The sequence below is a fragment of the Micromonospora sp. DH13 genome (assembly GCF_020873825.1).
Taxonomy (GTDB): domain Bacteria; phylum Actinomycetota; class Actinomycetes; order Mycobacteriales; family Micromonosporaceae; genus Micromonospora; species Micromonospora haikouensis.
The window spans coordinates 133298-150438 of the sequence record NZ_JAHWGR010000009.1; the positions used below are offsets into that span (position 1 = coordinate 133298).

General features: G+C 73.0%; 21 protein-coding genes. 8 read left to right on the forward strand and 13 right to left on the reverse strand.

What is annotated here, in order from left to right; all coding sequences use genetic code 11:
- Nucleotides 1-106: 106 nt before the first annotated feature.
- From LPA42_RS11780 to LPA42_RS11790, 3 genes are all read right to left on the reverse strand, one after another.
- The gene (locus LPA42_RS11780; protein WP_043965829.1) at nucleotides 107-352 is read right to left on the reverse strand and encodes a hypothetical protein; all 246 of its coding nucleotides are present in this window, start codon (nucleotides 350-352) and stop codon (nucleotides 107-109) included.
- Between the two features lie 221 nt (nucleotides 353-573).
- Entirely contained in the window at nucleotides 574-813 is a 240-nt protein-coding gene (locus tag LPA42_RS11785; protein ID WP_077938428.1) for a DUF397 domain-containing protein, read from the reverse strand.
- Between the two features lie 65 nt (nucleotides 814-878).
- Nucleotides 879-1856 carry a helix-turn-helix transcriptional regulator gene (locus tag LPA42_RS11790; RefSeq protein WP_077938429.1) on the reverse strand — a complete coding sequence of 326 codons (978 nt, stop codon included), beginning with the start codon at nucleotides 1854-1856 and terminating at the stop codon, nucleotides 879-881.
- Between the two features lie 168 nt (nucleotides 1857-2024).
- On the opposite strand from LPA42_RS11790, the gene LPA42_RS11795 reads away from it, so the two are divergent.
- The gene (locus tag LPA42_RS11795) at nucleotides 2025-3299 is read left to right on the forward strand and encodes an MFS transporter (protein WP_368665524.1); all 1275 of its coding nucleotides are present in this window, start codon (nucleotides 2025-2027) and stop codon (nucleotides 3297-3299) included.
- Nucleotides 3300-3360: 61 nt separating this feature from the next.
- Here the strand turns inward: LPA42_RS11795 and LPA42_RS11800 are convergent, their stop codons facing one another.
- Entirely contained in the window at nucleotides 3361-3603 is a 243-nt protein-coding gene (locus tag LPA42_RS11800; RefSeq protein WP_043965836.1) for a mycoredoxin, read from the reverse strand.
- Nucleotides 3604-3691: 88 nt separating this feature from the next.
- Here LPA42_RS11800 and LPA42_RS11805 point away from each other — a divergent pair, with 88 nt between their 5' ends.
- The 3 genes from LPA42_RS11805 (at nucleotide 3692) to LPA42_RS11815 (ending at nucleotide 6733) form a co-directional block, all read left to right on the forward strand.
- Complete coding sequence (locus LPA42_RS11805) at nucleotides 3692-5854, forward strand: ATP-dependent DNA helicase UvrD2 (RefSeq protein WP_077938431.1); 2163 nt, start codon at nucleotides 3692-3694, stop codon at nucleotides 5852-5854.
- A gap of 126 nt (nucleotides 5855-5980) precedes the next feature.
- A complete protein-coding gene (locus tag LPA42_RS11810; RefSeq protein WP_043965840.1) occupies nucleotides 5981-6235 on the forward strand; it encodes a hypothetical protein in 255 nt (84 codons plus the stop codon).
- A 132-nt stretch (nucleotides 6236-6367) separates the two neighbouring features.
- Nucleotides 6368-6733 (forward strand): WhiB family transcriptional regulator, encoded by a 366-nt coding sequence (locus tag LPA42_RS11815; RefSeq protein WP_043965842.1) that lies wholly within the window; start codon nucleotides 6368-6370, stop codon nucleotides 6731-6733.
- 350 nt (nucleotides 6734-7083) lie between these two features.
- On the opposite strand, the gene LPA42_RS11820 is transcribed toward LPA42_RS11815, so the two are convergent.
- The 3 genes from LPA42_RS11820 to LPA42_RS11830 form a co-directional block, all read right to left on the reverse strand.
- Nucleotides 7084-8415, reverse strand: a complete 1332-nt coding sequence (locus LPA42_RS11820) for an AarF/ABC1/UbiB kinase family protein (protein ID WP_077938433.1) — start codon at nucleotides 8413-8415, stop codon at nucleotides 7084-7086.
- A 271-nt stretch (nucleotides 8416-8686) separates the two neighbouring features.
- Entirely contained in the window at nucleotides 8687-9739 is a 1053-nt protein-coding gene (locus tag LPA42_RS11825; protein ID WP_077938434.1) for a hypothetical protein, read from the reverse strand.
- 205 nt (nucleotides 9740-9944) lie between these two features.
- A complete protein-coding gene (locus LPA42_RS11830; protein ID WP_007464795.1) occupies nucleotides 9945-10112 on the reverse strand; it encodes a DUF5679 domain-containing protein in 168 nt (55 codons plus the stop codon).
- Between the two features lie 514 nt (nucleotides 10113-10626).
- Here LPA42_RS11830 and LPA42_RS11835 point away from each other — a divergent pair.
- A complete protein-coding gene (locus LPA42_RS11835) occupies nucleotides 10627-11157 on the forward strand; it encodes a M48 family metallopeptidase (protein WP_043965850.1) in 531 nt (176 codons plus the stop codon).
- 126 nt (nucleotides 11158-11283) lie between these two features.
- On the opposite strand, the gene LPA42_RS11840 is transcribed toward LPA42_RS11835, so the two are convergent.
- Nucleotides 11284-12345, reverse strand: a complete 1062-nt coding sequence (locus LPA42_RS11840) for an IS110 family transposase (RefSeq protein WP_077938435.1) — start codon at nucleotides 12343-12345, stop codon at nucleotides 11284-11286.
- A 374-nt stretch (nucleotides 12346-12719) separates the two neighbouring features.
- Between LPA42_RS11840 and LPA42_RS11845 the strand changes: the two genes are divergently transcribed.
- Entirely contained in the window at nucleotides 12720-13310 is a 591-nt protein-coding gene (locus LPA42_RS11845; RefSeq protein ID WP_077938154.1) for a DinB family protein, read from the forward strand.
- A gap of 117 nt (nucleotides 13311-13427) precedes the next feature.
- Here the strand turns inward: LPA42_RS11845 and LPA42_RS11850 are convergent, their stop codons facing one another.
- Entirely contained in the window at nucleotides 13428-13667 is a 240-nt protein-coding gene (locus tag LPA42_RS11850; protein ID WP_077938152.1) for a winged helix-turn-helix domain-containing protein, read from the reverse strand.
- Nucleotides 13668-13916: 249 nt separating this feature from the next.
- Here LPA42_RS11850 and LPA42_RS11855 point away from each other — a divergent pair, with 249 nt between their 5' ends.
- Nucleotides 13917-14354, forward strand: coding sequence for a DivIVA domain-containing protein (locus LPA42_RS11855; RefSeq protein ID WP_308291148.1), 438 nt, complete (start codon nucleotides 13917-13919; stop codon nucleotides 14352-14354).
- Nucleotides 14351-14605 carry a hypothetical protein gene (locus tag LPA42_RS11860; RefSeq protein ID WP_043965219.1) on the forward strand — a complete coding sequence of 85 codons (255 nt, stop codon included), beginning with the start codon at nucleotides 14351-14353 and terminating at the stop codon, nucleotides 14603-14605. The genes LPA42_RS11855 and LPA42_RS11860 overlap by 4 nt, the downstream gene beginning before the upstream one ends.
- A gap of 143 nt (nucleotides 14606-14748) precedes the next feature.
- Here the strand turns inward: LPA42_RS11860 and LPA42_RS11865 are convergent, their stop codons facing one another.
- From LPA42_RS11865 to LPA42_RS11875, 4 genes are all read right to left on the reverse strand, one after another.
- Nucleotides 14749-15081 carry a DUF1416 domain-containing protein gene (locus LPA42_RS11865; RefSeq protein ID WP_077938151.1) on the reverse strand — a complete coding sequence of 111 codons (333 nt, stop codon included), beginning with the start codon at nucleotides 15079-15081 and terminating at the stop codon, nucleotides 14749-14751.
- A gap of 3 nt (nucleotides 15082-15084) precedes the next feature.
- Entirely contained in the window at nucleotides 15085-15933 is an 849-nt protein-coding gene (locus tag LPA42_RS11870) for a sulfurtransferase (protein ID WP_077938150.1), read from the reverse strand.
- 205 nt (nucleotides 15934-16138) lie between these two features.
- Nucleotides 16139-16216 (reverse strand): Ms5788A family Cys-rich leader peptide, encoded by a 78-nt coding sequence (locus LPA42_RS34730; protein WP_311202345.1) that lies wholly within the window; start codon nucleotides 16214-16216, stop codon nucleotides 16139-16141.
- Between the two features lie 117 nt (nucleotides 16217-16333).
- On the reverse strand, nucleotides 16334-17122 hold the full coding sequence (locus tag LPA42_RS11875) for a DUF2993 domain-containing protein (RefSeq protein WP_077938149.1): 789 nt from the start codon (nucleotides 17120-17122) through the stop codon (nucleotides 16334-16336).
- Between the last annotated feature and the right edge of the window lie 19 nt (nucleotides 17123-17141).

The following is a 17141-nucleotide window of genomic DNA, read 5'->3' on the forward strand; positions in this document are numbered from 1 at the left end:
GAGAGTGAGCGGCGCAGGGGTCAGGCCCAGCAACGGGTCGGGTCCAGCAGGGAGCAGGTCCAGCAGCGGGCCGGCTCCAGCGGGGCCGGCTCCAGCGGGGCCGGGCTCAGCGGGGAGGGGCGTCGTCGAGCGGCAGCACCTTGACGCGCTGCCTGCCGCGGCGGACCGCGCCCACCGTGGACAGGGCCCGGGCCAGCAGCAGGGCGGCCTCCCGGTCCTCGGCGTGCACCACCTGGCGGCGCGGTTCGGGGGAGACGATCTCGTCGCGCACCCGGCCACCGCCGGCCCAGGCGACCGCGATGTCGACGTCGGCGGCGGCGCGGATGTCGGTGCGAACGATCAGGAACCGCATGATGGTCTCCGGATGCGACGGTGACGCACGGCACTCGGTGGAAGTTCCACGTCACTCTGTCGACACATGTTACGCGCGGCCCGCGTCCCAGCAAATGGAACGAGACGGTCGGAGCGCCGTATCCCCCAATCGGATGACGTCGCGCCGCGCGTGGTCGCGGGCCTGAACGGCAGATCGGGGCCGCCGGCACAAGGCCGGCGGCCCCGATCGGGCCGGGACGATCAGCTCAGGTCGAACTGCCCGTCCTTCGTGCCTGCGATGAAGCCCGCCCAGCCGGCACGGTCGAAGAGCAGCACCGGCCCGCCGCGGTCCTTGCTGTCCCGCAGCGCCACGGCCGCCGGGCCGCCGGGCAGCGGAGCCACCTCGACGCAGTTGGAGGTCTGGCTGCGGGTGCTGGTCCGCCAGGGCGCGTCGGCCAGCCGCCGGGCGAGAACGGAGGACATGTCGGGGATCTCGTTCATGGTCTGCTCCTGATTGGACTGTACCGATGGAACGAGTGGCTTCGCGCGCCCGGGCGAGCCGGTCCTCACCGATCCGTCAGGCGGTCGGAGTGCCGGCGGCGTTGGGCCGGCGCCGTTGCCGACCCGTGGGCCGCCGTGGACGGGCCTGCCGCCTCGGCCAGCCGCCCCGCCGCCTCGAAGAGCCAGGAGGTGGTGTCCGTCGCGGAGAGCGCCGCCGAGCGCAACCACTCGAAAGCCACTTTATAGGCATTTAGGGTGTTTACCTCGGTCGACATGGCGTTGGTGAAGCCACCTTCTATCGCCAGCGTCTCCGGGTCGAGCGGGTCGGCGAACCGGTAGATCGAGAACGCGGTCGGCGGGAGATACCAGTTGCCGATCGGGGTGTCCCGCAACAGCACGTGCAGCGTGACGTGCGGCAGCATGGCCAGGTCACACAGCTGGGCGAGCTGTTCCCGCAGCACCTCCGGCGGACCGGCCCGCCGGCCCAGCGCCGACTCCTCCAGCACCGCCGTGTAGCGCGGCGCGTCGGGATGGCTCAGCAGCGACTGGCGGGCCACCCGGGCGGCCACCTCGTCCTCCGGCGTCCCGCCGTGCTCCGACTCGCCGGCCCAGGACTCGATCTGGCGGGCGGAGACGATCCGCAGCCGGGCGTACCCGATGGTCTGCAACAGCCCCGGAACCAGGACCGGGTTGTACTCCAGGATCTCCGCGCAGCCTGCCTCCAGCTCGGCGAAGCTCCGCTGCTGCGGGGTCATCACCGAGTACTTGCGCAGCCAGCCCCGCATGTCCCCGGCCTCGCCGGTGATGCCGAGCAGCTCGCCGCGCTGCGCCTCGGTCACGCCGAAGAGGTCGAGCAGCGCGGCGACGTCGGCGGGGTCGGGACGGCTGCGGCCGTTCTCCAGCCGGGACAGTTTCGACGCGGATGCCCAGCCGACCCGCGCGATGACCTGGTCGCCCGTCAGGCCGGCGGCTTCGCGCAGCTTACGCAGCTCAAGGCCCAACCTGCGGCGGCGCAGCACTGGGCTCGGTCCGGTAGGAGGCACGGTGTCCTCATCTCCGTCGACCGCCGCGGGACGCGACGGTAACTGTATGAAATTCGCCCCCCACGGTCAGTATGGACGGCGCGGCCGGCGTCGGGAGCCTCCGACAGGCGCGTGTCTTCCAGAAACCCGAGAACAGAAACCCCTCCCCGCCCCGAGAAGAGGAACCCGATGCGCACCGTCCTGGGTCGCCCCGACTTCCGCCTGCTGTTCGGCGCACTCCTGGCCAGCATGGCCGCCGAGTCGATCCTGCTGCTCGCCCTGGCGATCTGGGTCAAGGATCTGACCGGCTCCGACGGGCTGGCCGGCGCGACCATCTTCGCGATCATCGCGCCGATGGTGCTCGCGCCGCTGGTCGGCTGGGCCGTCGACCGGCACCCCCGGCGGCCCTTCTTCGTCGCCGCGAACCTCGCCACCGCCGCCCTGCTCACCCCGCTGTTCACGGTCTCCCGGGCCGGCGACGTCTGGATCATCTATGTGGTCGCGGGCCTCTACGGGCTGTCGTACCTGACGCTGAGCGCGGCGCTGGCCGGGCTGATCCGGCAACTCGTTCCGGTCGAGCTGCTCGCCGACGCCAACGGCGTCCTGCAGACCGTGCGGCAGGGGCTGCGGCTGGTCGGCCCGCTCGCCGGGGCCGCGCTCTACGCCGCCGTCGGCGGCTGGCTGCTGACCGGGCTGGCGATGACCGGGTTCGTCACGGCCGCCGCCGTGGTCGCCCTGCTGCGCGCGCCCGAGGCCACGCCCGCCGACGGCGGGTCGCGCTGGACGGCCGAGCTGGGCGCCGGGCTGCGCCACCTGGCCGGCGAGCCGGCGCTGCGCCGCGCCCTGCTCGGCTACGGCCTCGGCTCCCTGGTGATGGGCTTCACCGAGTCGCTGATCTTCGCGTACGTCGACCAGGGCCTGCGCCGCGACGCCGCGTTCGTCGGCGTGCTGGTCACCGTGCAGGGCATCGGCGGCCTGGTCGGCGGCCTCTTCTCCGCCGCCCTGGTGCGCCGCGCCGGCGAGGTCGGCGCGCTGGCCACCGGGGTGACCCTGTTCGGCCCCGCCGCCGTCGCCCTGGCCTACCCGAGCATCTGGCTGGGGTTCGCGGCGCTGCTGCTGGCCGGGCTCTCGCTCCCGCTGATCACGGTGGGCCTCAACACGCTCATCCAGCGCCGCACCCCGCCGGGCCTGCTCGGCCGGGTGGTCGCGGCGGCGGAGGCGCTGGTCAGCGGGCCGCAGGCGATCTCCATCGGGGCCGGCGCGCTGCTCGTCGGCGTGCTCGACTACCGGGTGCTGTTCGTGCTCGTCGGCGTGGTCACCACCGCGGCCGGCGTCTTCCTCTGGCGGGGCCGCCGGCTCTCCGCGCCCGCGCCCAGCGTGCCCCGGATCCCGCTGCAACGCCGGCCCGCCGCAGCCGCCGCCGGGGCCGAGCCCGAGCCGCAGGTGGCGCACCCCACCCGCTGACGCGCGAAGGTGGCCGCCCCGCAGCTCGGGGCGGCCACCTTCGGGTGGCGCGGGGTCCGGCTCAGCCCGGCAGACCGGCGAGGTGCTGCTTGACCTGGGTGATCGACGGGTTGGTGAGCGCGCTGCCGTCGGCGAAGCGCAGCGTCGGGACGGTCTGGTTGCCGCCGTTGACGCTCATCACGAACTCGGCCGCCTTCGGGTCCTGCTCGATGTCGACCACCTGGTAGGCGATGCCCTCCCGGTCGAGCTGCGACTTGAGCCGGTGGCAGTAGCCGCACCACGGGGTCGAGTACATCGTCAACATGATCGCGTCCTCCAAGGTCCGTTCCGCCCGTCCGATCAGGCCAGGCTAACCGCTGCAACATCCGGGACAGCTGAGATGATTCCTCGCTGTGGGGGTTCACTCAGGCTCGGAACGGGTGCTCGCCGGGCTGGACCCGGAGCAGCGCGCCGCGGTGACCGCCCCGGCCGGCCCGGTCTGCGTCCTGGCCGGCGCCGGCACCGGCAAGACCCGGGCGGTCACCTCCCGCATCGCCCACCGCGCCCTGACCGGCGAGGTCTCCGCCCGGCACGTGCTCGCGGTGACCTTCACCGCCCGCGCCGCCGCCGAGCTGCGGGCCCGGCTCACCGCGCTCGGGGTCGGCGGGGTGCAGGCGCGCACGTTCCACGCCGCCGCGCTGCGGCAGGTGCGCTACTTCGCGCCCCGCCTGCTCGCCGGGCGGGCGATGCCGGAGCTGCTGGACAGCAAGGCGCGGATCGTCACGCTCGCCGCCGCCCGGGTGGGCCTGCGCGCCGACCGGGCCGCCGCCCGGGACCTGGCCGGCGAGATCGAGTGGGCCAAGTCGTCCCTCGTGGAGCCGGGGGATTACGTGGTCGCCGCCGCCAAGGCGCTGCGCGACACCCCGCACGAGCCGGCGAAGGTGGCCGAGGTCTTCGTCGCGTACGAGAAGCTCAAGCGGGCCAACGGCGTGATCGACTTCGAGGACATGCTGCGCGCCGCGGTCTGGGGCATCGAGGAGCACCCGGACGTCGCCGAGCAGGTCCGGGGGCAGTACCGGCACTTCGTGGTCGACGAGTACCAGGACGTCAACCCGTTGCAGCAGCGGTTGCTGGAGGCGTGGCTCGGCGGCCGGGACGACGTGACCGTGGTCGGCGACGCCAGCCAGACCATCTACTCGTTCACCGGGGCCACCTCGGCGTACCTGGTCGACTTCCCCCGCCGCCACCGGGGGGCGACCGTGGTCCGGCTGGTCCGCGACTACCGCTCCACCCCGCAGGTGGTCGGCCTGGCCAACGCGGTGATCTCCCAGGCCCGGGGCACCGAGGCGCGGCTGCGCCTGGAACTGGTCGGGCAGCGCCCGCCGGGCCCCGAGCCGGAGCTGCGGATCTTCACCGACGAGCCGGCCGAGGCCGCCGCCGTGGCGACCCGCTGCAAGGCCCTGGTCGACGCCGGCACCCCGGCCCGGGAGATCGCCGTGCTGTTCCGCACCAACGCCCAGTCCGAGGCGTACGAGAAGGCGCTCACCGAGGCCGAGGTGCCGTACGTGGTGCAGGGGGCCGAGCGGTTCTTCGAGCGGGCCGAGGTGCGCCAGGCGATGGTGGCGCTGCGGGCCGCCACCCGCTCGATCCCCGGCGAGACCCCGCTGCGCGACGCCGTGGTGGAGGGGCTCGCGGCGGTCGGCTGGACCCCCGACGCCGCCCCGGCCGGCGGCGCGGCCCGGGAACGCTGGGAGGCGCTCGCGGCCCTGGTGCAGCTCGCCGAGGAGCACGCGGCCAGCCCGCCCGTGCTGCCGATCGGCGAGGCCGCCGCCGTGCAGCGCCTCGTGACGCTGGCCGACTTCACCGACGAGTTGGCCCGCCGCGCCGCCGCGCAGCACGTGCCGACCGTCGAGGGGGTGACCCTGGCGTCCCTGCACTCGGCGAAGGGCCTGGAGTGGGACGCCGTCTTCCTGGTCGGGCTCTCCGAGGGCACCCTGCCCACCACGTACGCGCGCACCGCCGAGCAGGTCGAGGAGGAGCGCCGGCTGCTCTACGTCGGCATCACCCGCGCCCGGCAGTGGCTCTGGCTGTCGTACGCGGTGGCCCGCTCGCCGGGCGGCCGGGCCCGGCGGCCGTCGCGGTTCCTGCCCCAGCTCGACCGTTCCGGCGGTGGGACGGAGCGGGCCGGCGCGGCGGCGCCCAAGCGGGCCGAGCGTCGCCGCAACCAGGTGGTCTCCTGCCGGATCTGCGGCGCGACGCTGCTCGCCGGCCCCGACCGCAAGCTCGGCCGCTGCCCCACCTGCCCCTCCGACATCGACGAGGAGCTGTACGAGCGGCTGCGCGACTGGCGGGCCCGGGTGGCCGCCGCGCAGAAGGTCCCCGCGTACGTGGTCTTCACCGACGCCACCATCACCGCGCTGGCCGAGCGGCGGCCCGGCCGGGCCGAGGAGTTGGTCGCGATCGCCGGCATCGGCCCCCGCAAGATCGGCCTGTACGGCGAGCCGGTGCTGGCCCTCGTGGCCGGCGCGGCGGTCGAGGAAGTCTGCCCAGAGAAAACTTTGGAAATCGACCCGTAAATTCGTTTGCCCTCGCCCCGGGGCGAGGAATAGCCTCAGGACACACCTCGCGAGCAGCGCCATTCCGGCTGCTCACGGGGGTGGAGACCCAGTCGGCATCGAGGAAACGTCAGGGAGGTGGCACCAATGGAGATCTACATCAACGAGCGTCCGCTGGCGCTGCCCGCTGCCGTCGTCCCGCTGTCGGCTGTCCGGGTGGCCCCGGCCGCTCGACCGTCGGCTCCGTGGGCGCACCAGGTCCGGGTTCAGGCCGAGCTGAACCTGACCGTCGCGCCGCTCACCGAAGCCGAGGGGACCAGTGGCTTCACGGGCATGGGCATCGACGGCGCCAAGCAGCGCACTGATGTCCGCGGCGTTCCACCTCGAGGTAGACCGGTCTGATCACCAGACCAACCGGCTCACCTCGAGGCCGCGGAACCCGCTACCGGGATCCGCGGCCTCAGTTTTTTGCCCCGCCGAAGTACGTCGGAAATCCGATCCACGAGATCGAAGTGAGAGAGAGGTGACCGGAAGATGAGTCTGGCGTTGGCCCCCGTCGACCTGAGCGTCGAGCTGGAGGCGAACCTGCCCTGCCGGAAGTTCGACCCCGACCTGTGGTTCTCCGACCAGCCCGCCGAGCTGGAGTTGGCCAAGTCGCTCTGCGGGGACTGCCCGCTGCGCGTCGAGTGCCTCGCCGGCGCGGTCGAGCGGGCCGAGCCCTGGGGCGTCTGGGGCGGCGAGATCTTCGAGCGTGGCGCGGTCGTCCCGCGCAAGCGGCCCCGGGGCCGCCCGCGCAAGGAGGACGTCGCGCGGGACGCCGCACTGAAGGTCGAGGCCGAGGCGCGACTGGCGGCCAGTGGGCTGTCCGCGTCGCGTCACGCCGTCCGGTTGGCTGCCTGACACACCCGATCCGCACCACCCCCCGCCGGTGTCCACCGGCCCGAGCACATCAGAGAAGGTCGATACCCATGCTGCACATGCCCCACGGAGCCGTCGAGATGCAACTACTCCACGAAGCGTTGTCCCGGGCCCGAATGCCCCGGCCTCAGGCCGGTCGCACCACCACGAGCACTGAGGCAACCCGCACCATCCGAACCGCCCGTACCGTCGCGATGAGCAGCCGCAGCCAGTCGGCGCGCGACCTGGGCGTCTACTAACCGATCACCACACCCGCGCGGGGCGGGTCGGCCGCCGGCCGACCCGCCCCGCGTCGTCGTGCCGGCTCAGCCGACGGTCCTCACCGCTCCGGCTCAGCCGACCGGGGCGAAGCCCGGCAGCCAGCGCTCCAGGATCGACCGGTAGGGCGCCTTCGCCTCCAACTGGCACAGCACCCCGATCGAGCCGAGCGTCACCCGGTGGATCAGCAGGTACGACGGCGGCAGGTTCAGCTGCCGGCTGAGCTGGTACGCGGGCGAGCGCGGGCTGGCCAGCCGGGTCGCCTCGGCCCGCAGCCAGGCCCGGGTGAACCGGAACTCCTCCTCGGCCACCGGGTCCAGCATGGGCCGGATGAAGTCGAGCACGGCCTGGGCGTCGATCTGCTCCGTCCGGCTGACGAAGCCCTCCTCGCGCAGCCCGTCGACCACCGCGTCCGCCTCGCCGCGCAGGGCCAGCCCGGCCAGCCGGCCGATCGGCTCGGGCGTGCCCTCCGGCATGCGGGCCACCGCGCCGAAGTCGATGACGCCGAGCCGGCCGTCGGGCAGCAGCCGGAAGTTCCCCGGGTGCGGGTCGGCGTGCAGCAGCCCGGCGCGGGCCGGCGCGGACAGGTGCAGGATCGCCATGAGCCGCCCGGCCTCGTCGCGCTGCTCCTCGCTGCCCTCGCGGATGATCTCGGCGAGCGGCGTGCCCTCGATCCACTCGGTGACCAGCACCCGGGGGGTGGCGGTGAGCACCGCCGGGATGAAGATCTCGTCGTCGCCGGCGTACGCCGCGGCGAAGGCACGCTGGGACTCGGCCTCCAGCTCGTAGTCCAGTTCCTCGGTGATCCGCTCCCGCAGCTCGACCAGCAGCGGCTTGACGTCCAGACCCGGCTGGATCGCGCGGAACATGCCGCCCAGCCGGGAGAGCTGCTTGAGGTCGGCCAGCAGCGCGTCCCCGGCCCCCGGATACTGGATCTTGACCGCGACGTCGCGGGGCGCGCCGTCGTCCGGGTCCCGCCACACGGCCCGGTGCACCTGGCCGATGCTGGCCGCGGCGGCCGGAGTGTCGTCGAAGGAGACGAAGCGTTCCCGCCAGGCCGGGCCGAGCTGCTCGGCGAGCACCCGGTGCACGGTGGCCGCGGGCAGCGGCGGGGCGGCCTCCTGGAGCTTGGTGAGGGCCTGCCGATAGGGGGCGGCGATCTCCTCGGGCAGGGCCGCCTCGAAGACCGACAGCGCCTGGCCGAACTTCATCGCCCCGCCCTTGAGCTGGCCCAGCACGCTGAACAGCTGCTCGGCGGTGCGTTGCTGGATCTCGGCGGAGATCACGTCGGACGCCAGCCCGGTGACGCGCTTGCCCATGCCGAGGACGGTCCGGCCGGCGAAGCCGAGCGGCAGAGCGGCGAGCTTGGCGGTCCGGGACACGGCCCGGCGCGGGATGTCGGTCACCCGGCCATTGTTACCGACTCGGCGGCCCTGCGGCTGCTCCGCTGCCGGGCCGGGGCCGTCCGCCCCCGGATCGTGGCGGTCCGCCCCCGGATCGTGGTCGTGCGTGCCGCCACCGGGCAGGGCCCGCCGGGTGGATCAGCGGCGCGGCCCGGCAGGGCGGCCCGGCACGGCGGCCCGTCGCGTGGGGGCGGCGCGTGGGCCAGCGGCTCGACCCGGCGCGGTGGCCCGGCGCGGTGGCCCGGCGCGTGGGCGGCCGGAAGGGGGGCGGGAGTCAGCGGCTCGGCCCGGCGCAACGGCAGGACGGGTGGGGCGGCCAGGTCCGCCGGCGTAGCCGGCCCGGTCCGGCGACCTGCACGGCGCAGCCGAGGGTATCCGGGGTGCCGCCGTCGAGGTGGGCCAGCGCCTCGGCGGCGGCGTACCCGGCTGCGGCGAGCAGGGTCGCCGTCCCGCCGGCCTGATCCGGGGCGTCGGTGGCGAGCTGGGCGGCGAGCGTCGGCCAGCCCGGGTCCCGGTCCGTGCGGTGCAGGTCGACGCAGCGCAGGCAGGGCCCGATCGGCGGACGGACCAGCGGCCCGACCGTGGGCACCCCCTCGCGGAGGCCGAGCAGCAGGTGCGGCTGACGACGCTGGGCGAAACCGGCCGCGACGAGGGCCGCCGGCCGGTCGAGGCCGAGCAGGAGCACGAGATCGGGTCGACCGCCGCGCAGCGGGCGGGTGGCGGTGCCGGGGGCGACCCGGTCCACCGCGTCGCGTACGGCGGCGGCGAGCGGCCGGCCCAGGTCGGCGGCGGCGAGACCCGTGCCCACCAGGTCGGCCGGGCACACCGGCCCGGCCAGGTCGGGGCGTACGTGCCCGACCCCGGCCTGGGCGAGCGCGACGGCGACCGGTGCGCCGAGCCGTCCGGCGCCGGTGACCAGTACCCGCGCGGCGCGGCGCCGCCGCAGCACCTGGGCCGGTGTGCCGGGCAGCGCGGGCGCGGCGAACGCCAGCGCCCCGGCCTCCGCGCTGAGCCGCCGCCGCGCCGGCCCCGCGAGGTCGCGGGGCAGCAGCGTGTGCGCGGGTACGACCAGCCCGGCGGCGCACAGCGCGTCGACGAGCCCGCGTGCCTCGTCCCGTGGCACGTCGGCCCCGGCGGCGTGGGCGAGGACGAGGCGCTCGCTGCGGGTGCCGTCGAGCAGGTCGAGCACCCGGACGGCGCGGGGGTTGGCCACCTCGACGAGGACGGCCCGGCCCGGCTCCAGCCCGAGCTGGAGGGTGTGCCGGTCCCGCCAGAGGCGGGTCAGGCCGGGCAGCAGGGTGGGGCGGGGCAGCGGTTCGCGGTCCATGACGACGAATCGTGACCGAGTCCCTGCTTTCCGTCGATCGTTGTCCACAGGTGCGCACCCGCCTACGCAGGGTTATCCACAGCGAATGGCGGGTTATCCACAACTCGCCGGTAACTGTGTCGGGTGACCGACACGGGCGCGCACCGGCAACGCGACGGGGGAGGGCGACCGGTGGCCACCCTCCCCCGTGCCGGACCCGAACGGGTCAGACCTTCGCCTTGCCCAGGATGCGGTTCACTGTTGTGCCGCACACCGGACACTTGCCCTTGGCCATGTTCATCCCGGTCTTCGAGACCTCGACGTGCCCCTCGAAGTCCCGCTTCTCCTTGCACTTGACGCAGTAACCGTTGTAGGTCTGGGCCTGGTCGGCCACGGTCGTCCTCCTCGTCTCGTCCGCCGGTCAATCCGGTTCCGGCGGGTTGCCCGGCGGCGGGCCACAGGGGGCGCCGACGCCGGGACTTCTCCGCGGCCACGCTCGTGACCGCTGGTCCGCGGACCCTACCCAGGTGCGGGCGGTTCCATGTCAGCTGTGCTTCGACACTGTGAGCAAGTCGACGTCGAGAGTGTGCATGCCGAATTACGTCGGATAAGTCAGTTTCGCGGGGACACGCCGGGTGAACCCCCTCAGATCGCCCGAGAGGCGGCCCCCGGCGGGCGGCCGGCGGCGTGATCACATACCGTGGGGCGGAGGCGCGCGGCTTCCCGACGCGGCCACCACGAACCGTGACGGAGCCCCTCCGTGACGGTCCGCAAGGATTTTTTTCGGGACTCCTGGTCACCAACCATGACTTTCCGGGCGCGTGTCGTGGTGTTGACTCTTGCGGACCCCTGGTCAGTACCCATTAGCTTTCCTTCGTGACAGCAATCCAAGGCTGCGCGGCCCGCTGATGGCAGGGGCGCGGAAGCCGGTCGTCGAAGTACGGCGCAGCCAGCGCCGGCGACGCACGGTGTCCGCCTACCGCGACGGGGAACGGGTCGTGGTGCTGATCCCCGACCAGTTCTCCCGGGCCGAGGAGACCGAGTGGGTCGACCGGATGCTGGCCCGGCTGGCGGCCCGCGAGGGGCGCCTGGTCCGCACCGACGACGAGCTGTTCGGCCGCGCCACCCGGCTGCGCGGCCTCTACCTCGCCGAGTACGGCGACCAGGCCGTCCCGGTGAGCGTCCGCTGGGTGACCAACCAGAACGGCCGGTGGGGCTCCTGCACCCCCGCCGACCGCACCATCCGCATCTCGCACCGCATCCAGGACATGCCCGACTGGGTGATCGACTACGTCCTGCTGCACGAGCTGGCCCACCTCATCGTGCCCAGCCACAACGCCCGGTTCTGGGCGCTGGTCGGGCGCTACCCCAAGGCCGAGCGCGCCCGCGGTTACCTGGAGGGCGTGGCCGCCGCCTCCGGCACCCCCCTGACCGACTGACCCATCCACCCCAGCCCGGGCCGACCGCGCCCCCCAGCCCGCGCCGATCTTGCAGTTGGGGCCCCGGCGAATGGTGTGAAACGGGCTTTCGGGGGGCCGAAAGTGCAAGATCTGTGAAGGTCTTTGTCAAGCGGCGGCTTCGAGGGTGCGCCAGATTTGTCGGGCTATGTAGCGTTTGAGGCTGCGGGTGATCTCGGCTGGGGTGCGGCCTTCGGTGGTGCGGCGGTTGACGTAGTCCTTGGTGGGTTGGTGGCATCGTTGCCGAGCTTTGGCGATGGTGTGTAAGGCGGCGTTGAGGGTCCGGTCGCCGCCTCGGTTGAGGCGGTGGCGGGTGATGCGCCCGGAGCTGGCGGGTACAGGGCTGACGCCGGCGAGTGAGGCGAAGGCGGCTTCGTTGCGGAACCGGCCGGGGTGTGACCAGGCGGTCAGGGCGATCGCGGCGGTCACGGGGCCGATCCCGGGCTGGTCGAGCAGAGTCGGGCAGAGCTTGTCGACCAAGGCGCGGATCTCGGTGAGATTGTCTTTCAGGAGCCGTTCGAGGGTCAGGATCTGCGCGGCGAGGGCTGCCAGTTGAGTGCGGCGCAGTCGGTCAAGTCCGCTGCCGCTGGTGGTGAGGGTGGTGGCGCGTTGGACCTGTCGCAGGGTGCTCAGCCCACGCATCTGCGTGCGGAGGTCGTCGTCGGCGGTCAGGATCACTGATTTGAACAGGTTGATGGTGGCGGTGCGGGTGTCGCTGTAGTGGCGGCGGCAGACGTGCAGCAGGCGCAGGGCTTCCCGGTCGCCGTCGGTGCGGGGTGTGGCGACGTGGTCGGCGGCCAGCACGCCACGAGCGGCGTGCACGGCGTCCAGCGCGTCGGACTTGCCGCCTCGCCGGCGGCGCCCGGTAGTGGGTTTGGGGGCTTCCAGGACGTACTCGCCCGCGGCGCGCAGGACGCGCAGCAGGCCGACACCGTGGCACCGGGCGCCCTCCAGGGCCCAGGCCCGCCGGCCCGTTCCCAGCCCGCTCGTCTGCCGCCCGGCCCAGGCCAGCAGGACAGCGGCGCCGTCGTTGGTGGCCGGCACGGTGATCTCGGTCAACACCGTCCCGACCGGGGTGAGCACCGCAGCGGTGTGCGTATCGGTATGGGTGTCCACACCGATGACCGCGTCGACACGGTCAGCCAAACGTTCTGCCAGGATGGGAAGCACGGACGGTTCTCCCTTGCACGGGACGACGTTCGGACGGCGTCGGCCCGGGAGACGATCACCCGGCGGCATATCTGTGATGAGTCACGCGGCCCGGGCTGCACACCCTCCGCGGACAGGCTTCTGATCAGGCCAGCAAGGTGGGCCGGGCCGACGCCGGCAACCCACGAGGACAAGTCGGCACCACGGCACACCACCTGACGGCGGCCAGATCTTGCACGAGTCACTCGTCGATCACCAACGTCGAACCCAACCGATACCAACCTCCCGGAACCGGCCCACCTATAGAAGCGTCGGCGCGGGCTGGGTGGGGGCGGGAGTGGCGGCAGGGGCGGGAGTGGCGGCGGGAGCGGGAGTGCGGGTGGGAGGGTGTGCGGATGACGCCACTCGACGCCAAGGCCGACCTGCACCGATACCTTTGTGACGCCCGCGAGGCCCTGCTGTGGAAGCTCGACGGGCTCTCCGAGTACGACATCCGCCGGCCCGTCACCCCGACCGGCACCAACCTGCTGGGGCTGGTCAAGCACCTGGCCGGCGTCGAGTTCGGCTACTTCGGGCCGACGTTCGGCCGGCCGCACGACGAGTCGATGCTGTGGCTCGACTCCGACACCGACCCCAACGCGGACATGTGGGCGACCGCCGACGAGTCCCGCGAGCAGATCGTCGCGCTCTACCGTCGGGCCTGGGCACACGCCGACGCGACGATCGAGGCGCTGCCGCTCGACGCGATCGGCACCGTCCCCTGGTGGCCGGCCGGCCGTAACCGGCTGACCCTGCACGGGGTCCTGGTGCACGTGACCGCCGAGAGCCACCGGCACGCCGGGCACGCCGACATCGTCCGGGAGACGATCGACGGCACCGCCGGGCTGCTGCGGGACATCGACAACCTGCCGTACGCCGAGGCGAGCCGATGGGCGGAGCACCGCGCCCGGGTGCAGCGGGCTGCCGAACAGGCGTCGGACGGGTAGGGAACGGCATCCTGCCGCCCCGCAAATGGGAGATCTTGGAAGTTTATGGCCCCTCTGGGGGCCGAAATCTTCCAAGATCTACGCCGACTGCCGCTCGCTGGCAGGGGCTGGGCGCGGTCAGGGCTTGCGCAGCCACGTCTCCGGATCGGTGACAAAGATGCCCTTGCCCTGGTGACGGCTGATCACCCCGAGCGCCTCCAGCCGCACGTTGACGAGGTTGATCGTCGACGCGCTGACCTTGAACCGGCTGCACTGCTCACTGATCGAGGGCAGCTTGTCCCCCGGCTTGTACTTACCCGACCTGACGTCGGCAACTATCTCGTCAGAGATCCGGATGTAGTCCGGTGTCGCAGGCATGGCACTCCTCGCGTGGCACCTCCGATTCGATCACGCCCCGATCACCACCTGCAACCACGCACGGCAAGCGGTCGTTGACTCTTTCCAGTTCCTCAAATAAGTTGGGCGGTGAGCGCTCCTCGCGTGGCAACGAGTAGGGCTCTTCCCCCGGTCGGGGCGGGTGTCGAAGCTGGAAGGGATACGCCCGCCCCGACCGCCTTCCCCGGCAGCACCGTTCCCGGCTGCCCTTGCGGAGAGGTGGTCCTCATCGTGCGCAGGTTCCTCCGGCTGTTGCGCCCGAACCGGTCGACGACTACCCGCCGAGCTGCGGTAGCCGAGCGACCCCCCGACCACCGGCCACCGGCCCGGCACCGCGCCACCAGCCGACCCACGAGCAGCCATGTCGACAACCGGCCCGCCATCCGCTCCACCGCCCGATCCGGGCCGCCGGGGCGGCGCAACGCGGGCCACCATCACCGGTCGGCGGCGTACCGGCCGCTCTGCGCCACGCAGGTGCGGCAGCAGCGGTTCGGCCGCTGCCGCAGCGGGCTGGACCCGGCCGAGGTGGACGGCTACCTGCGCCGGATCGCCGACGAGCTGGCCGCGCTGCACGCCGAGTTGGCCCGTACCCGGGAGGAGAACGCGCGGATCAAGGGCGCGCTCCGCGACTGGCAGTCCCGGTTCGGGCCCCGGGTGGTGCGCGGGTGACCGCCGCGACCGGGCGCGAGCGGTACGTCGTACACCTGACGGTCGCCGCCGACGACCTGCCGGCGGCGCGGCTGCTGGCCCGCGCGATCGGCCGGTCGCTGGCGTTCCTGCCGGAGCTGGTGCTCGGCGAGACGACGGTGTCGGAGGAGGGCGCGCCGGACGCGCAGCACCAGGTCTTCTGCGACCGGAGGCTCGGCGGTCGACGCCGCTGCGTGCGCCGCGTCGATCATGCCGGCGGCTGCACCTCGTGACGCGCTCCCGGGAACCGGCACGGCTCGGGCCGGTCACCCCTTGTGCGGGGCGACCGGCCCGAGCCGATGCGCGTGCAATGCCGAGGTGTTAGGAGGGGGCCCTTCCTATACAGAAAGCGTTAACAGGGGGCCCTTCCTTGCACCTACGGCGCTACGGTGACCGTTACCTCGTTGATGCCGCGCGCGGCGGTCACGGTGGTGTCGCCGTTGCCGTGCCGGGACAGCGCCCGCAGCGTCCAGGTGCCCGGGGCGGCGAAGAACCGGAACTGGCCGGCCGGGGAGGTGACCACCTCGGCGGTGAACTCACCGGTCGAGTCGAGCAGCCGGACGTACGCGCCCGCGACGGCGTCGCCCGCCTCGGACCGGACGGCACCGGTGATGACGGTCTCCTTCTCCAGGTCCAGGCTGGCCGGCAGCGGGGCGGCCTGGTCGGGCGCGGCGCACCCGGCAGCGGTAGGAGCGGTGGGAGCAGTCATGGCTCAGGCCTCCCCGGGCTCGTCGCCGAGCGCGACCGGCACGCCGACCAGCGAGCCGTACTCGGTCCAGGATCCGTCGTAGTTCTTCACGTTGGCGTGGCCGAGCAGCTCCTGGAGCACGAACCAGGTGTGCGAGGAGCGCTCGCCGATCCGGCAGTAGGCGATGGTCTCCAAGCTGTCGTCCAGCCCGGCCGCGGCGTAGATCTTGCGCAGCTCGTCGTCGGACTTGAACGTGCCGTCCTCGTTCGCCGCCTTGGACCACGGCACGCTGATCGCGGTGGGGATGTGACCGGCGCGCTGGGCCTGCTCCTGCGGGAGGTGGGCGGGGGCGAGCAGCCGGCCGGCGAACTCGTCGGGGCTGCGCACGTCGACCAGGTTCTTGGTGCCGATCGCGGCGACGACCTCGTCGCGGAAGGCACGGATCGAGGTGTCCGGCTCCTGCGCGACGTACTGGGTGGCCGGGCGGGTCACCGCGTCGGTCACCAGCGGGCGGGCGTCCAGCTCCCACTTCTTGCGGCCGCCGTCGAGCAGCTTGACGTCGCGGTGGCCGTAGAGCTTGAAGTACCAGTACGCGTACGCGGCGAACCAGTTGTTGTTGCCGCCGTACAGGACGACGACGTCGTCGTTGGAGATGCCGCGCTCGGAGAGCAGCGCCTCGAACTGGGACTTGTTGACGAAGTCCCGGCGGACCGGGTCCTGCAGGTCGGTGCGCCAGTCGAGCTTGATGGCGCCGGCGATGTGGCCGGTGTCGTAGGCCGAGGTGTCTTCGTCGACCTCGACGAAGACGACGCCCGGGGCGTCGATGTTCTTCTCGGCCCACTCGGCCGAGACGAGTGCGGTGTCGCGACTCATCAGATCACTCCCTGGTGAGGTGGATGGTGAGCCTGCGCGAGTACGAAGTCTGTAGCTGTCGCACCCCGCGCGGGACCCAGAGGAAGGACGGGATCACGGGTTCGTGCGACGGCGCCGCTGCCGGGCGTTCAGGGGGAAGAACCGGGAGGGTACGCAGACCCTGTGGCCGGTGGCCGCCGTCAGGCGGCCGAGGACAGCCCCGCCGTCAGATGACGGGGCGACACAGGCAGGTGGCCACGCGGCACAGGTCGACCGCGCGCCGTTTGGTGAGGAGCGTCCCCATGAGCAGGGACACTACCAGCGATCCCGGATCCCGCCACCGGCCCGACCAGCATCCGGGACGCCCGTCCCGACCGACAGTCGCCGGCCGGGCGCACGCCGTGCGGACGGGCGCGGGCGGTCAGCCGGCCGAGTTGATCGGGACGTCTTTGGCGCCTGCGGTCACCGCCAGGCCCTGCGGCAGCGGCTTGACCTCGCGCACCGCGAGCTGGAAGGGCAGGTCGGGCAGGGGGACGTCGATCGAGATGTCCTTGGCGTAGTTGCTCAGCAGGGTGCGGGCCAGCGGGATGTTCGGCAGCCCCTCGGCGTCGACGTCGTTGAAGCGCAGCGAGATCGCGCCCTCCTTGCCGACGGTCACGTCGGCGGTCCCGGTGAGCGTCAGCTTCTGCCCGAGGATGTCGACGGGGGCGGTGACGGCGAGCCGGCCGTCGCGCTCGCCGAGGGTCAGGCCGGGCCGGTTGAGGAGCGCGGCCAGGCTCTCGTACGTGATGGTGCCGGTGCCGTCGACGGTCTCGGCGACCACGTCGCCCTGCTGGGTGCGCAGGGTCTCCAGGGAGGCCCGCACGTTGCGGGCGTCGACGTCGAGTTCGGGCAGGGCCACCGCGTCGCCGTTCACCGAGCCCTGCACGTCGCGCAGCCGGATGGAGATCCGCTCGTACCTGCCGTCGAGCACCTGGGTGAGGAAGGGGAAGCCGCCGACCTCGACCTCGGGCGGCGAGGACTGGGCGCCCTGCTTGGTGATCTCCTGGCTGACCTGGTCGGTGATGGCCCGTTCGGCCACCCCGGCGGCGACCCGGTCGGCAGCGACCAGCAGCCCGCCCAGGATCAGCAGCAGGACCAGCAGCGTGATGAGCACCTTGCGCCCGCGTCGCCGGGGACGTTCCTCGTACGCCGGGTGGGCCGTCGCCACGCCGCCTCCTTCTGTCGTG

Coding starts and splice junctions, on each gene's coding strand:
- LPA42_RS11780 (WP_043965829.1), bottom strand. CDS start 352: ATGCGGTTCCTGATCGTTCGCACCGACATCCGCGCCGCCGCCGACGTC.
- LPA42_RS11785 (WP_077938428.1), bottom strand. CDS start 813: ATGAACGAGATCCCCGACATGTCCTCCGTTCTCGCCCGGCGGCTGGCC.
- LPA42_RS11795 (WP_368665524.1), top strand. CDS start 2,025: ATGCGCACCGTCCTGGGTCGCCCCGACTTCCGCCTGCTGTTCGGCGCA.
- LPA42_RS11800 (WP_043965836.1), bottom strand. CDS start 3,603: ATGTTGACGATGTACTCGACCCCGTGGTGCGGCTACTGCCACCGGCTC.
- LPA42_RS11810 (WP_043965840.1), top strand. CDS start 5,981: ATGGAGATCTACATCAACGAGCGTCCGCTGGCGCTGCCCGCTGCCGTC.
- LPA42_RS11815 (WP_043965842.1), top strand. CDS start 6,368: ATGAGTCTGGCGTTGGCCCCCGTCGACCTGAGCGTCGAGCTGGAGGCG.
- LPA42_RS11825 (WP_077938434.1), bottom strand. CDS start 9,739: ATGGACCGCGAACCGCTGCCCCGCCCCACCCTGCTGCCCGGCCTGACC.
- LPA42_RS11835 (WP_043965850.1), top strand. CDS start 10,627: ATGGCAGGGGCGCGGAAGCCGGTCGTCGAAGTACGGCGCAGCCAGCGC.
- LPA42_RS11845 (WP_077938154.1), top strand. CDS start 12,720: ATGACGCCACTCGACGCCAAGGCCGACCTGCACCGATACCTTTGTGAC.
- LPA42_RS11850 (WP_077938152.1), bottom strand. CDS start 13,667: ATGCCTGCGACACCGGACTACATCCGGATCTCTGACGAGATAGTTGCC.
- LPA42_RS11865 (WP_077938151.1), bottom strand. CDS start 15,081: ATGACTGCTCCCACCGCTCCTACCGCTGCCGGGTGCGCCGCGCCCGAC.
- LPA42_RS11870 (WP_077938150.1), bottom strand. CDS start 15,933: ATGAGTCGCGACACCGCACTCGTCTCGGCCGAGTGGGCCGAGAAGAAC.
- LPA42_RS34730 (WP_311202345.1), bottom strand. CDS start 16,216: ATGGGGACGCTCCTCACCAAACGGCGCGCGGTCGACCTGTGCCGCGTG.